Origin of the sequence: Roseinatronobacter sp., from assembly GCF_051859525.1 — a bacterium.
Lineage (GTDB): Bacteria > Pseudomonadota > Alphaproteobacteria > Rhodobacterales > Rhodobacteraceae > Roseinatronobacter.
In genome coordinates this window covers 24657-38681 of sequence record NZ_JBHYFM010000010.1, presented here as the reverse complement: position 1 = coordinate 38681, position 14025 = coordinate 24657, and the positions used below count along the sequence as shown (strand labels likewise).

12 protein-coding genes are annotated in these 14025 nt (G+C 60.7%); 1 reads left to right on the top strand and 11 read right to left on the bottom strand.

Annotated features, from left to right (window positions below; all coding sequences use genetic code 11):
• Positions 1 to 125: 125 nt before the first annotated feature.
• The 3 genes from argE to ACTIE1_RS09815 are packed head-to-tail and all read right to left on the bottom strand — an operon-like array spanning position 126 to position 3521.
• Positions 126 to 1304 (bottom strand): acetylornithine deacetylase, encoded by a 1179-nt coding sequence (argE, locus tag ACTIE1_RS09825; protein ID WP_439562511.1) that lies wholly within the window; start codon positions 1302 to 1304, stop codon positions 126 to 128.
• A 54-nt stretch (positions 1305 to 1358) separates the two neighbouring features.
• Positions 1359 to 1637 (bottom strand): hypothetical protein, encoded by a 279-nt coding sequence (locus ACTIE1_RS09820; protein ID WP_439562512.1) that lies wholly within the window; start codon positions 1635 to 1637, stop codon positions 1359 to 1361.
• A gap of 57 nt (positions 1638 to 1694) precedes the next feature.
• Positions 1695 to 3521, bottom strand: a complete 1827-nt coding sequence (locus ACTIE1_RS09815) for a Na/Pi cotransporter family protein (protein ID WP_439562513.1) — start codon at positions 3519 to 3521, stop codon at positions 1695 to 1697.
• Positions 3522 to 3639: 118 nt separating this feature from the next.
• On the opposite strand from ACTIE1_RS09815, the gene uvrB reads away from it, so the two are divergent.
• Positions 3640 to 5820 carry an excinuclease ABC subunit UvrB gene (gene uvrB, locus ACTIE1_RS09810; protein ID WP_439562514.1) on the top strand — a complete coding sequence of 727 codons (2181 nt, stop codon included), beginning with the start codon at positions 3640 to 3642 and terminating at the stop codon, positions 5818 to 5820.
• On the opposite strand, the gene ACTIE1_RS09805 is transcribed toward uvrB, so the two are convergent.
• From ACTIE1_RS09805 to ACTIE1_RS09770, 8 genes are read right to left on the bottom strand one after another with little or no spacing between them, the layout of a single operon-like run.
• Positions 5821 to 7716 (bottom strand): beta-galactosidase, encoded by a 1896-nt coding sequence (locus tag ACTIE1_RS09805; protein WP_439563366.1) that lies wholly within the window; start codon positions 7714 to 7716, stop codon positions 5821 to 5823.
• Complete coding sequence (locus tag ACTIE1_RS09800; RefSeq protein ID WP_439562515.1) at positions 7716 to 8552, bottom strand: SMP-30/gluconolactonase/LRE family protein; 837 nt, start codon at positions 8550 to 8552, stop codon at positions 7716 to 7718. Before ACTIE1_RS09800 ends, ACTIE1_RS09805 begins: the two co-directional genes overlap by 1 nt.
• Positions 8549 to 9145 (bottom strand): 2-dehydro-3-deoxy-6-phosphogalactonate aldolase, encoded by a 597-nt coding sequence (locus ACTIE1_RS09795; RefSeq protein WP_439562516.1) that lies wholly within the window; start codon positions 9143 to 9145, stop codon positions 8549 to 8551. The genes ACTIE1_RS09800 and ACTIE1_RS09795 overlap by 4 nt, the downstream gene beginning before the upstream one ends.
• Complete coding sequence (locus ACTIE1_RS09790) at positions 9133 to 10044, bottom strand: 2-dehydro-3-deoxygalactonokinase (protein ID WP_439562517.1); 912 nt, start codon at positions 10042 to 10044, stop codon at positions 9133 to 9135. Before ACTIE1_RS09790 ends, ACTIE1_RS09795 begins: the two co-directional genes overlap by 13 nt.
• Positions 10041 to 10805, bottom strand: a complete 765-nt coding sequence (locus ACTIE1_RS09785) for an SDR family NAD(P)-dependent oxidoreductase (protein WP_439562518.1) — start codon at positions 10803 to 10805, stop codon at positions 10041 to 10043. The genes ACTIE1_RS09790 and ACTIE1_RS09785 overlap by 4 nt, the downstream gene beginning before the upstream one ends.
• Positions 10806 to 10857: 52 nt before the next feature.
• Positions 10858 to 12210: an alpha-glucosidase/alpha-galactosidase gene (locus tag ACTIE1_RS09780; RefSeq protein ID WP_439562519.1), complete on the bottom strand. Its 1353-nt coding sequence runs from the start codon at positions 12208 to 12210 to the stop codon at positions 10858 to 10860.
• A complete protein-coding gene (locus ACTIE1_RS09775) occupies positions 12207 to 13055 on the bottom strand; it encodes a carbohydrate ABC transporter permease (protein ID WP_439562520.1) in 849 nt (282 codons plus the stop codon). Before ACTIE1_RS09775 ends, ACTIE1_RS09780 begins: the two co-directional genes overlap by 4 nt.
• A 1-nt stretch (position 13056) precedes the next feature.
• Complete coding sequence (locus ACTIE1_RS09770; RefSeq protein ID WP_439562521.1) at positions 13057 to 13968, bottom strand: carbohydrate ABC transporter permease; 912 nt, start codon at positions 13966 to 13968, stop codon at positions 13057 to 13059.
• Positions 13969 to 14025: the final 57 nt, after the last annotated feature.

Here is a 14025-nt window from a genome sequence, read left to right as displayed (position 1 = left end):
TGTCCAAACGCGCCCCGTCAATCACAGCTTTGCACTGGATAGGATAGATTTATCACACTATCGCATTAACAGACCCTCAACGAACGTCCTATTGACACAAGCGCAGGGCACGGGAGCACAGGGGTTCAGGCACGTTCCAGGGTTTTGCCAAGCCGGTGCAGCATATCCAGACAGCGTTCAAGCTGCGCGATCTCGATATACTCATCCGGCTTGTGCGCCTGCGCAATAGACCCCGGCCCGCACAGGACCGATGCAACGCCAATGCTTTGGAATAACCCCGCTTCGGTCCCGAACGGTACCAGACCCGCCCCGTTCGCGCCGGTCAGTGCCATGGCCAGATCACGGGCGGGGTTCGTGTCCTTCGGGATCAGGCCCACAACCTCGGCCACGATCTCGGTGCGGATATCGGCATCAGGGTGTATGGCCTGCATCTGCGCGCGCAATTCATCAACATACCCTGCCAGTCCGGCCTTGACGAAATCGGCGTCAGACGGATGGACCGGCCGCATTTCCCAGTCCATTCGCGCGCTGCCCGCGATAATATTATGCACCTGCCCCCCGCGCAATGCACCTATGTTCAGGGTGCTGTGGGGCGGGTCGAATGGACAGTTATCGGGCGCGCGTTCCTTCAGCGCATGGCGCAGTTCCGTCAGTTTCAACGCAAGGCGCGCCGCATATTCCACAGCATTGACGCCCAGATCAGGGCTGGAGCCGTGCCCTTCAAGGCCGGTGATACGGGTGGTATATTCATAACACCCCTTGTGCCCGTCAATCACGGCCATCAGTGTCGGTTCGCCAATAATGGCCGCCTGCGCCCGCAATCCGCGGCTGTGCAGCAGGGCCGTCAGACGCTGCGCACCGAAACAGCCGGTTTCTTCGTCATGGGTGAAGGCGAAATGCACAGGGCGCTTCAAATCGCGCGCGGAATACTCTGACGCCATTGCCACACAAGCCGCGACAAACCCCTTCATGTCACATGTGCCGCGCCCGTAAAGCCGCCCGTCCGCTTCGGTCATCACGAAGGGGTCTGACGTCCATGGCTGGTCAGCGACCGGCACCACATCCGTGTGCCCGGACAAGATGACGCCGTCATCCCCGTCCGACCCGATCGTCGCAAAAAGATTGGCCTGCAAACCCGTTTCATCGGGCATCACCTCGACCCGTGCGCCCGATTGCGTCAATGCATCGGCAAGGTAATCGGTAATTGCGCGATTGCCATCTGCCGACACCGACGGGAAGGCCACCAGATCGCCCAGAACCTGCTTGCAGCGCGTCAATCTGTCTTGTGTATCCGCCTTGGTCATGTCGCGCGCCCTTCTGCCAGCCTGACTTATGGCTATCGGGCCGCGCGGTGTCGGTCAATCCGGTGTTGGGCCGTCAGGCTGCTGCGTCTGGATTTCGTCAAGCAGCCATTGTGCGCGCGCAAGCAACTGGTCCACACTGGCCAGCTTTTGCGACAAGCGCACCGATTTCGGTGTGCCGGCAGCGGCAACCACCGCTTTTTGCAAGACATCACGGCGCGCATGCAGCTTGTCGATGATCTTCCGGACATCGGCGGGCTTGACCTTCTGGTCCCTGCCTTGCCCGAAACGGGAAAACACCCTGCCCAGTTTCTTCGCCAGATCATCCGCAGGCATAAGGCACCTTCGCAAAAATACGCCGCCATCTCAGTATACTCCATGATCGCAACGATTTCATGACAATCCCGCCCTGCCCTGCGCGGTTTCGTCCGGCGGGGTTTCCAGAATACGCTCGATCTCGGCAAGGGCGCTGTCAGGTTCGCGGAAATAGGCCTGCGCGGCATCCAGAACCGACAGCAGAAGTTCCTCTGCATAGCGCGCATCATTCAGAAACGAGGCCGCATTGCCCGCCGAAATCTGGCGGGCCTGCAACAAGCGTTCGGCGCGCAGCGCATAGGTCGCATATGTCTGGCCAAGGGCCGCGCGATCCTCTTGCAGTGTCAAGGCACTGCGCTGGTCTTCGGGCAGGGCCTCCAACTGGGCAATTTCCGCAAGCAATTCGCCGATTTCACTGCGCAACGCGTCATAAAGACTGGTGATTGCACCATGTTCCCCCTGCGTGAACCGCTGCACATTCGCGCGCATGTGTTTGGCCGCCTTGACCGCGCGCACCAGTGCATTCGCCCCGTCGCGCAGTTCCTGCAAGCGCGCCTGAGCATCCTTGGGCAGGGCCAGACTGGCCTTGCTGGCCGTGAAATCCAGAATCGCGGCATGCAGCGATTTGATCTTGTCGTGATAGCGGGCATCGAAATCGACGCCAATCGCCTCGCGGCTGCGCGACACTGTGGTCGCCACATCGCGCGAGGCGCGCAGATCCTCCAGTCGCATGTTCAGCCCCTCGCTGATCAGCGCGGCGGCATTGCGATACAGGTGCCACAATTCGTTTTGCAGGGCCGCAAGGATCGGGGCGGGGAAATCCCCCAGTTGCGCGGCAATGAACCGCGGACGGCTGATACTGGAGGAGGGTGTGGCAATGCGGCGTTCCAGAAACCGTATCAGCCGCGGGATCAGCGGAATCATCAAGCCAATGCCCAGCAGGTTGAAAAGCGTGTGGAACACTGCCAGACGCAGGGCAAAATCATCTGCGCCAATACCCAGCGCATCGCTTATACCGTCCACCGCGAAACGCAACGGCACAATCAGCACCAGCGCGACACATGCCGTCATGGTGTTGAAAATCAGATGCGCCAGCGCCAGACGCTTGCCTTGATAATTGGCCGACCCCGCCCCGATCAGGGCCGTGACTGTGGTGCCGATATTGGCGCCAATCGCCACGGCCAGCGCATTGTCATAGCCGATCTGGCCGGACGCCAGCGCGGTGATGACCAGCAGCATCGCGGCATGGCTGGACTGCATGACAACCGTGGCCAAGGCCCCAAGGGACGCATAGACCACCAGCCCGACAATCCCGCCCAGCGCAAGGCGCGTCAGGTCAAAACCGGCGCTGAAGGCGTCAAACCCGTCCTTGATAAAGGCAATCCCCAGAAACAACAGCCCGACGCCCGTCAGCACCTGCCCGCCCCCGTGACTGCGCGGGTCGCGCTGGAACATCAGCACGGTGCCAAGCGCCAGCAAAGGCAGCGCATAGGCGGCGATATCAACCTTGACGCCCACCCCCGCAATCAGCCACGCCCCTGTCGTCGTGCCCAGATTCGCCCCGAAGATGATGCCGATTCCGGCCTGTAGCGTGATCAACCCCGCACTGAGGAAGGAAATTGAGATGACCGACACTAGCGAGCTGGATTGCGTGATGGCCGTTGCGGCCGCGCCAAACCCCAAGGCGCGCGGCAATGTGCCCGTAGCGCGTGACAGCATGCGTTCCAGCACACTGCCGCCCAATGCCTTGAACCCGTCTTCCAGCATCATCATGCCCAGCAGGAAGACCGCGACGCCAGCGGCGATGCGCTGGAAATCCGTGCTGAACGCGAATGCCAGCACCAGCAACCCCAGAATAAGGGCAAGGCGCAGGGATGTGGCATGCTGGCGGATAAGGAATTTCATCTTGGTATGAACTATAGCAGACGCGGGCGCGGGGTCTATTGGACATGAGCGCGCGAATGCGTCTTGAATGACGGGGCCAAAAGGCCAAGTATGGGACAGACAGGAAACATATGGTCCCATGCCGCACAATAACCTGAACCAACCCGCCACCCGCCCCGATGTCCTGACCCGCCCCAAGATGGAAGGCGGAAAACGGTTCCGCATGGCCAGCCCCTTTCTGCCCGCAGGCGACCAGCCCACCGCAATCGCCGAACTGGTCGAGGGGGTGACATCGGGCGAACGCAATCAGGTGCTGCTGGGGGCAACGGGCACCGGCAAGACCTATACGATGGCGAAAATCATCGAGGAAACCCAGCGCCCTGCCATCATTCTGGCCCCCAACAAGACCCTTGCCGCCCAGCTTTATGGCGAATTCAAAGGGTTCTTTCCCGACAATGCCGTCGAATACTTCGTCAGCTATTATGACTACTACCAGCCTGAAGCCTATGTCGCGCGGTCTGACACCTATATCGAGAAGGAATCCCAGATCAACGAACAGATCGACCGGATGCGCCATTCGGCCACCCGCGCGCTTCTGGAACGTGATGATGTGATTATCGTGGCGTCCGTGTCTTGCATTTACGGGATCGGGTCTGTTGAAACCTATTCCGCAATGACGCAGGACCTGCGCACGGGCGAAGCCTATGACCCGCGCCAGATCATGGCAGAACTGGTCGCCCAGCAATACCGCCGCAACGACGCTGCCTTTCAGCGCGGGTCATTTCGTGTGCGCGGCGATGTCATCGAAGTCTGGCCTGCCCACCTTGAAGATCGCGCATGGAAGCTGTCATTCTTCGGGGACGAATTGGAAGGGATCACCGAATTCGACCCTTTGACTGGCGCGAAAACCGGCAGTTTCGAGCAGATCAGGATTTATGCCAACAGCCATTATGTAACCCCGCGCCCCACCATGCAGCAGGCCGTCAAGGGCATAAAGCACGAATTGCAGCAGCGCCTTGACCAGTTGACCGCGGACGGGAAACTGCTGGAAGCGCAGCGGCTGGAGCAGCGCACGAAATTCGATCTGGAAATGCTGGAAGCGACCGGCGTTTGCAACGGGATCGAGAATTATTCGCGCTACCTGACGGGCCGCGCGCCCGGTGAGCCGCCGCCCACATTGTTTGAATTCATCCCCGACAACGCCATCGTGTTCGCCGATGAATCGCATGTGTCGGTCCCGCAGATCGGCGGCATGTATCGGGGCGACTACCGGCGCAAATTCACGCTGGCCGAACACGGGTTCCGCCTGCCATCATGCATGGATAACCGCCCGCTGAAGTTTGAAGAATGGGACGCCATGCGCCCGCAATCGGTATTCGTGTCGGCCACGCCTGCGGGCTGGGAACTGGAACAGACCGGCGGGGTCTTTACCGAACAGGTCATCCGGCCGACCGGATTGCTGGACCCGCAGGTGGAAATCCGGCCCGTGCATATGCAGGTGGATGACCTGCTGGACGAAATCCGCCGTGTGGCCCAGCGTGATTTGCGCGTGCTGGTCACCGTCCTGACCAAACGCATGGCCGAGGATCTTACCGAATACCTGCATGAACAGGGCATTCGCGTCCGCTATATGCATAGTGACATTGACACGATCGAGCGTATCGAAATCCTGCGCGATCTGCGGCTGGGTGCGTTTGACGTGCTGATCGGCATCAACCTGCTGCGCGAAGGGCTGGACATTCCCGAATGCGGGCTGGTCGCCATTCTGGACGCCGACAAGGAAGGGTTCTTGCGGTCCGAAACGTCACTGGTGCAGACCATCGGGCGGGCGGCGCGCAATGCTGACGGGCGCGTCATCATGTATGCAGACCGTATCACAGGGTCTATGGAACGCGCATTGGCAGAAACCGACCGCCGCCGCGAGAAGCAGATCGCCTATAACGAAAAACACGGCATCACCCCCCAGACCGTGCGCAAGAATGTCGAAGATGTGCTAGCTGGCATGTGGCAAGGCGATACTGACATGTCCCGCGTCACGGCAAAAGTTGACAAAGTGAAACCCGGTGCGAACCTTGCGGCGCATCTGGACGCCTTGCGCGCGGATATGCGCAAGGCCGCAGAGAACCTTGAGTTTGAGGAAGCCGCCCGCCTGCGCGACGAAGTCAAGCGGCTGGAAGCCGTGGAACTGGCCATTGCCGATGACCCGCTTGCGCGCCAGTCCGAAGTTCAGCAGGCGGTCGAGGATGCTGCCGTCAAGGGGCGGTCCACTGCCGGTCGTCCGGGCCAGCGCGGCGGGGTCAAGAAGCGGCGGGGACGGTAATCATTCCCATATCACGCCAGCGGGCGGTATGGTGCGGTCGTTCCATGACAGCGGGGTTGCACCGTGATTGAACCAGAAGCGCTGCGCGCCTGCCTGCCGTGTGCGCAAGGCATCCGGCAAGTCCAGCGTTTCAATGCCTTGTTCCGTGCATAAGTCGCGCAATATCGCGCGCAGGGTCTGGTCATCGGGCCAACCGGCCAGATAGCGCAGCAGGCCTGTCCCCGCCAAGGCCGTCATCCCGTCAGCGCGGCGCAGCGTGGCGGGGGCCGCCCCCTCCAGTTCCTCGGCCCAATGAATGAACCGCCCGCCGCCTTCCAGCGCGATTTCGGCCCCCGGCGGCAGGCTTTCAACACGCACGACACGCGTGTCCAGCCCCGGCAACGCGGGCGGAAGTGGCACGGGAATGGCGAAGTTTGCGGTCTTGGAATTTGCGCGCGGCCCAAACACGACTGTACCGCCACACCCCGTCAGCGCGGTGCGCAGGGGATCTGACAGGGTAAACAATCCCGGTGCCAGAACCAGCTTCCGGCCGGATAAATCATCTGCATCGGCGGGCAGAATATCGACATTCAGCCCCAAACGCCGCAAGGCGCGATACCATGCGAAAACCAGCCTGAAATAATCGAAATCCGCGCCTTGGGGCTGGGTGTCCCACGCCCATGCGCTGGCGTAATCAAAGATCAGCGCCACATCTGCCTTGCTGCACACAGCATCTGGCAAATCGCGCAGTTCCTGCGCCACCTGCGCGGCTTCCGCCAGCGCAGGCGCGGGCGCGCTGTCAGGGCGCAGCAGACCGGCATGCATCTGTTCTTGCGCGAACGGGGCCTGACGCCAGCGGAAGTAACACACGGCCTCTGCCCCATGGGCGAAGGCCTCCCATGTCCACAGGCGCACCGTTCCCGCCAGTGGCACGGGGTTATAGGGGGCCCAGTTCACAGGGCCGGGTTGTTGTTCCATAACCCACCAGCGGCCACGGCCCACCGCGCGGTACAGATCATGGTGAAACGCCTGAAAGTCAGGATCACCCTGCCGCAGGAACGCGGCCTTATGCGCGGGCGTGGCCTCCAGCCTGTCGGACAGGAACCCTATCGGGTAGCTGTCCCAACTGGCAATATCCAGATCAGCGCCCACAGCAAAATGGTCGAATTCGGTGATCCGGCCCATATAGTTATGGGCAATGGGGGCCGCACTGTGACGGCGCAGGATATCGGTTTGCGCGCGGTTGAACGCCACCACCTGATCGCTGCAAAAACGCCGGAAATCCATGACATGTGCGGGGTTGGGTTCCGTCACCGTCAGATTGGGCAGATCAACATCGTCAAAACTGGCGTAATCCATCGACCAGAAAATATTGCCCCATGCCTGGTTCAAGGCCTGCGGACTTTGGTATTTCTGCCCCAGCCAGTCCCGAAACGCCGCTTGGGCCGCAGCAGAATAGCTTAGGATCGTGTCATGGCATCCATATTCATTATCTGTCTGCCATGCCGCAACACAGGGATTTTTGCCATAGCGTTCGGCCAGCGCCATGACAATGCGTTTGCATTCCCCCAGATACCCCTGATGGCTGAAACAATAATGACGCCGCGACCCGAATTTGCGCGGGCGGCCCTGGGCATCGACGGCCAGCATATCGGGGTAGCGGTCGATCATCCAGCGCGGCGGCGTCGCAGTGGGCGTGCCCAGCACCACCTTCAACCCCGCCTGCCCCAGAATGTCGATGGCGCGGTCCAGCCAGTCAAACTCCAGCCTGCCGGGTTCGGGTTCCAGCCGGGACCAGGCGAATTCGCCAATGCGCACCCATGTCAGACCGGCATCCGCCATGCGGCGCGCGTCCTGTGGCCAGATATCCTCTGGCCAGTGTTCGGGGTAGTAACAAACGCCAAGGCCGCGCTGCATCATGCGTCCAGCACCACAGCATGCTCCGTCTGGCCCTTGCCCGCATCGCGCGCACAGAATGTGGCCCCGTCCAGTGGCGTGGGGGTCGCATGCCCTTCGCGCGCGGTGGTGCAATACAGGTCGGTCAGGTCAGGTCCGCCGAATGCCGGACAGGATGTATGCGATGCAGGAAATGACACCGCCCGCAGGAACGCGCCATCCGGCCCGTAACAGGCAACACGCCCTGCCCCCCATTGCGCCAGCCAGAAATTGCCTGCCGCGTCAAACACCGCGCCATCAGGGTTATAGCCGTCCGCGTTCAGGTCCAGCCAGCATTCGGGCATGCCAACAGGCCAGCCCTGCGCGTCCAGCCCCACACGCATGATCCGGCGTGCGGGCGTATCGGCGAAACATGCAGTCCGCCCATCAGGCGCGAAGCTGATTGCGTTGGAAATACTGATTCCCCCGAACAGCTTGCGCAATTCACCCCGATACCAGCGCCATATTGCGCCAGCCCCGTGTTCCGCGCGTTTGCCCATGGTGCCGATCCAGAAACCGCCTTGCGGGTCCGCGCGCCCGTCATTCGACCGTGTAATCTTGTTGTCAGCCTCCAATGCGCACAGGTCGCGCTGGCTGCCGGTTTCCAGATCCAGCACAAACAACCGCGACTCCGAGGCTACCAGCAACGTATCGCGATCCACCCAGCCAGCGGCCGAGACATATTCGTCAAATGTCCATGTCTGCTTCAGGCTGTGCAGCTTGCATCCCAGAATATCGAACCAGAAAAATTCCGCACGCGCGGGGTGCCAAAGCGGCCCTTCGCCCAGGGTGCAGCGAATATCATTGATAGGCGTCATTGGGCGTCCTTCCATGCCGTGACAATGTCGCGCGCGCGCGCGCCGACCTGTGTGGCCGTCATGCCGGGGGTGTATAATGCGGTCCCAAGACCGAAGCCTGTGGCACCGGCCTGCAACCAGTCACTGAAATTCGCAGGCCCAACGCCCCCCACGGCATAGACCGGCACATCCCCCAGCACAGCGCGCATGGCATGCAACCCTTGCGGGCCAACCAGACTGGCGGGAAACAGTTTCAGCCCTGTCGCGCCCGCGCGTATGGCCGCGAAGGCTTCGGTGGGTGTCAGCACACCGGGAAAACTGTCCATACCCGCAAGGCGGGTCGCCGCGATCACATCGGGATTGCAGTCGGGCGATACAATCAGACGCGCCCCTGTGGCGGCAACCGCTGCCACCTGTTCCGCACTTAGAACCGTTCCCGCGCCGATTTGTGCGCGGGTGCCGAAGGCTGCCACCATCGCGGCGATACTGTCCAGCGGATCGGGCGAATTCAGCGGCACCTCGATACGGGTGATGCCCGCATCAACCAGCGCCTGCGTTACCGCAACAGCATCGCGCGGGGTGATCCCGCGAAGAATGGCGATCAGTTCACGCATGGTGTCCCCTTCTGCGGAATGAAGGCACGCGCAGCGCCAAGCCCCGCAAGCGTCAGTTCGGTTGCATCACACGTGGTGACCGGCACCGACAGGCGGTCCAGAGCCGCCGCATAGGGGCGCGCAATTCCATGCGCCCCGATGACCGCCACGCGCTGGCCCAGCCAATAGGGTTTGGTGTTTGCCAGTTCCGCCCCGATCAACAGCCCCGACAGCCGCGCCCGCGCGACTGCGGCATCCTGCCCGTGCAACAATGCCTCGGCGCGCAGCGAGAACAGCCGCGCCAACAGGCGGTCGGGCCGTTCCATTCCCTGATCGAAGCCCTGCAAGAACCCGTCATCATTCCAGCCTGCCACAGAATGGCGCAGGATCGAATGCTCGGACAGAAGTGCGAACATCTCGCCGGTCAGGAAGGTCTGGAAACTGACAACCTCGCCCGCGCTGAGATGCACCCATTTGCTGTGCGTGCCCGGCAGGCAGACCACCCCGTCCCAGCCTGGGTTCTGCGCCAGAAATCCGGCGATCTGCGTCTCCTCGCCGCGCATGACATCTGCGGGCGCAGGTTGCTTCAACCCCGCCACCACATGGACCGAAATCCGCAGATCACGCGTCGGGGCCGTGACCAGCCTATCCCCCAGCGGCGTACACGGCACCCCGTGATAGGGGGCCTCGACCCAGCCTTGACGACTGCCCAGCATACCGCAGGCAATAACAGGGGTGACCTGCCCGTCAGGCAACCACTCCCCCACCAGCGCCAGAAGCGCGGGTTCGAATTCGGCACGTTGCAACCGCGCCATGCCCTGATCCGAGTCTGCGGAATGGACCACGCGGTCGCCATCCATTCCCCAGACGCGTAAATGCGACGTGCCCCAATCGGCTGCAATCCAGTTGATTTGTGTCATCCCGTCACCACCACGCCACCATCAATAACCAGCGCCTGCCCCGTCATCGCCCGACTGGCATTTGACGCAAGAAAAAGCACACCGCTGGCAATTTCATCCGGATGCAACGTATCAGGCAGGCACTGGCGCGCAAGATGTGCGGCCAACCCTTCGGGCGTGACCCATTTTTCAAGCTGCTTGGGCGTCATCACCCAACCGGGGGCCAAGGCATTGACGCGAATACGGTCCGGCCCGAATTCCCGCGCCAGACTGCGCGTCAGCCCGTTCAGCGCCGAATTGGCGCTTGTATAAAGCGGGTATCCTGCCTGTCCCATCATATAGCTGATCGAGGTGATATTGATAATCGACCCCTGCCCCATGTCGCGCATGGCGGGCACAACTGCCTGACAGGCATGGACATAGGATCTGAAATTGATGGCCAAGGCCCAATCCATGAAACCGTCAGTGATATCAGCAAGGCTGTGGCGTTGGTCATTGGCCGCGTTATTGACCAGAATGCTGACAGGCCCATGCGCCGCAGCGGCCTGTTCGATCGCTGCGACAAGGGCCGCGCGGTCTGTAATATCGCAGGCAATGAACAACGGCCGGTGTCCGGTCTGCGCTTCCATAGTGTCGCAAAAGCCGGATGCATCGGAGCGCTGCACAAACGCAACACGCGCCCCTTGCCGCAAAAAGGCTTCGGTCAGGCCAGCCCCTATGCCGGAACCACCCCCTGTGATGAAAACTGAAGCGTCCTTTAGGTCGGGGTAGATCGCTGTCATCGGATACTCCGGGTTGCGGCAGAAAATTTGAGTATTTTGGGCAAGATGAAGATCAGGCGGCTTTAGCCGGACGACACCAGTCCGGCAGCCAGTCGCCATGGGCAGCAAGCAGATCATCGACCAGCGCGCGGATCTGGCGCAAGTCAAGTTCGGCTGCGGTATGCGGATCGAGCTGGGCCGCGTGATAGATATGGTCACGATTTTCGGTCAGCAGCGCCTGCACGGTCAATTCCTGCACATTCAGATTTGTCCGCATCAGCGCTACCAGATGCGGCGGCAGGTCCGCAACCACTGTGGGTTGCAGCCCGTTGGCATCCACAAGGGTGGGCACCTCCACCGCGGCGCCTGCGGGCAATTGCGGAATAAATCCTGCATTGGCAACATTTCCGTAAATCACCGATGGCGTGCCGGTGACGATGGAGTCCATGATCGTGGCGGCGTATTCATTGGACGGCTGATGTTCAATGCGATCCGCTGATTTCAACGCCAGTGCCTGTGCACCCCATGCCGCAATCTGTTCTTCACAGCGTTTGGGGTATTCATCCAGCGGGATGCGGAATTGTGCGATCAGGTCCGAGCGATGCGATTTGATGAACCACGGCACATATTCCGCGAAATGTTCAGAGGATTCGGTGACGAAATACCCGAAATGCTTCATCACCTCATACCGGACAAGGTTCGGGCAGCGCGGGTTCCAGTGGCTTTCCAGCGGGATGCGACCTGCGGCATAGCCGTCGCGCAAGGCCGGATACAGATCACGCCAGCCGCTGCCCTCGCGCGCTTCCAGGGACAGGTAGAACGCCATATGGTTGATGCCCGCCGCGCGGTAGCGCAGGTCTGCCACGTCCAGCCCCAGATCGCGTGCCAGTTCAAACGCAGTGCCCTGAACCGAATGGCACAGGCCCACTTGTTTGATACCGGGGTAACGCGCGGTCAGCGCCCATGTGTTGATCGCCATGGGGTTGACGTAGTTCAAAAGCAGCGCATCAGGGCAAAGGGTGCGCATATCCTGCGCAATGGCCCATAGATGCGGCACTGTGCGAAGGCCCCGCATAATGCCCCCAACGCCAAGTGTGTCGGCAATGGTCTGGCGCAAGCCGTAAGCCTTGGGGACGTCGAAATCGGTCACAGTGCAGGGCTTGTAGCCGCCGATCTGGAAAGCCACGATCACGAAATCCGCCCCATCCAGCGCCACGCGGCGGTCCGTTGTCGCCGTGACACGCGCCCCCGCGCCAAGCGACGCGACAAGTTTGCGCGCGACAACAGCGCTTTCTTCCAGCCGCGCGCTGTCGATATCCATCAGCGCGATATGCGCGCTGGCCAGCGCAGGGCGCAACAGCGCGTCCCCGATCAGGTTTTTCATAAAGACGGTTGAGCCCGCCCCGATGAAGGCGATTTTGGTCATTTGACAGCTCCCAGTGTCAGGCCCGCGATGAAGTGTTTCTGCATCAGGAAGAACATCATCACCGGCGGCAGCGCAGCGATAATCGAGCCAGCGCTCATCATGTGATAGGCGGCGCGGAACTGGCTGTTGAACGCGGTGATCCCTGCCGTTACAGGTTGGGTCTCTACCCCTTGGGTCAGCACCACGGCCCAGAAGTAATCATTCCAGATGAAGGTGAAGATCAGCACGCTTAGCGCGGCAATGGCAGGGCGCATCAGGGGCAGCACAACATACCAGAAGATACGGATTTCCGACACACCCTCGACGCGGGCGGCCTCGATCAGTTCGCGTGGCAGGGCGCGGATAAAATTGCGCATGAACAGCGTGCAAAACCCCGTCTGGAACGCGATATGAAACAGCACCAGCCCCAGCCGCGTGTCATATAGCCCCATGTTCAGCGTCAGATCGCGCACCGGCACCATCAGAATCTGAAAAGGCACGAAATTGCCCGCGACAAACATGAAAAACAGCCAGATATTGCCACGAAACCTGTAGACGCCCAGCGCGAAGCCCGTCATGCAAGACAGTGCAACAGCCCCAATAACTGTGGGCACGGTTATAAATACCGAATTCAACAGATAGCGCGGCATGGAACTGTCGGTGAACACACGGGTATAGTTTTCAAACCCCGCAAAACTGGACGGCAGGCCCCAAAGATTACCTTGGGTGAAATCGCTGTCGGGCTTGATGGAAAACAGCGCCACCATCAGCAGAGGCAAAAGCCACAGAACCAGCGCGAAGGGCAATAGCAGCTTGTAGGTATTCTGCACTGCGGCTGAGCGGCGTTCGACGGGCGTTGGAAACATGTTAATATCCCCGCTCTTCGCGCCACATGCGCCACAGGAAGAAGGCAATATAGACCAGCATGATCAGGAACAGGATGACAGCAATCGCAGCCCCGTAGCCCATGCGGAAGCCGTATTCCGACAGCGAGACCTCGAACATGTAATAGGCCAGCACGCGGCTGGACCCGAACGGCCCGCCATTGGTCATGACGCTGATCATGTCAAAACTGCGCAACGCCCCGATGACGGTGACCACCACCGCGATGAAGGTGGCGGGGCGCAGTTGTGGCAGAATGACATACCACAGCATCCTCCAGCCCTTGGCACCATCCAGACGGGCCGCTTCTACCTGTTCGGGGTCAACGGCGTTCAGACCCGTCAGATACAGGATCATGCAATAGGCGATCTGCGGCCAAAGCCCGGCTGCGATGATGCCATATGTCACAGTGTTGGGATTGCCCAGAATATTCATGGGCGAGAGGCCGAACAACCCGATCAGCGGATTGAACAAGCCGATGGACGGGTTGTAGAACCATGCAAAAACCAGCCCGACGACGACTTGAGAAATCACGAAGGGGAAAAAGAACAGTGATTTATACAGCCGTATGCCGCGCACCTGCTGGTTCAGAAACAACGCAATGAACAGCCCGCCGGGAATGGCCAGCAAATACAGAAGCAACCATTTCACATTGTTGCGCAGCGATGTGTAGAACGCCGGATCATCAAACAGGTCTTCATAATTGCGCAGCCCGATATAGCGTGCCTCGCCCAGACCGTCCCAGCGGTAGAAACTGATCTGGAAACTCTGGAAGATGGGAAAGATCACATAAAGCGCAAAAAACGCCATTCCAGGCGCAAGAAACAGCCAGGGCGCAAGCCTGATCTGGTTCGCACTCCACCAACTGCGGGTTTGCGGGTCGCTGTTTGCGGGCATGGGGTGGATCACCTGTTGCGGCCTGAGACTCAAGGGCGGCGCGAACGCCACCCTGCT

Coding starts and splice junctions, on each gene's coding strand:
- argE (WP_439562511.1), bottom strand. CDS start 1,304: ATGACCAAGGCGGATACACAAGACAGATTGACGCGCTGCAAGCAGGTT.
- ACTIE1_RS09820 (WP_439562512.1), bottom strand. CDS start 1,637: ATGCCTGCGGATGATCTGGCGAAGAAACTGGGCAGGGTGTTTTCCCGT.
- ACTIE1_RS09815 (WP_439562513.1), bottom strand. CDS start 3,521: ATGAAATTCCTTATCCGCCAGCATGCCACATCCCTGCGCCTTGCCCTT.
- uvrB (WP_439562514.1), top strand. CDS start 3,640: ATGCCGCACAATAACCTGAACCAACCCGCCACCCGCCCCGATGTCCTG.
- ACTIE1_RS09805 (WP_439563366.1), bottom strand. CDS start 7,716: ATGCAGCGCGGCCTTGGCGTTTGTTACTACCCCGAACACTGGCCAGAG.
- ACTIE1_RS09800 (WP_439562515.1), bottom strand. CDS start 8,552: ATGACGCCTATCAATGATATTCGCTGCACCCTGGGCGAAGGGCCGCTT.
- ACTIE1_RS09795 (WP_439562516.1), bottom strand. CDS start 9,145: ATGCGTGAACTGATCGCCATTCTTCGCGGGATCACCCCGCGCGATGCT.
- ACTIE1_RS09790 (WP_439562517.1), bottom strand. CDS start 10,044: ATGACACAAATCAACTGGATTGCAGCCGATTGGGGCACGTCGCATTTA.
- ACTIE1_RS09785 (WP_439562518.1), bottom strand. CDS start 10,805: ATGACAGCGATCTACCCCGACCTAAAGGACGCTTCAGTTTTCATCACA.
- ACTIE1_RS09780 (WP_439562519.1), bottom strand. CDS start 12,210: ATGACCAAAATCGCCTTCATCGGGGCGGGCTCAACCGTCTTTATGAAA.
- ACTIE1_RS09775 (WP_439562520.1), bottom strand. CDS start 13,055: ATGTTTCCAACGCCCGTCGAACGCCGCTCAGCCGCAGTGCAGAATACC.
- ACTIE1_RS09770 (WP_439562521.1), bottom strand. CDS start 13,968: ATGCCCGCAAACAGCGACCCGCAAACCCGCAGTTGGTGGAGTGCGAAC.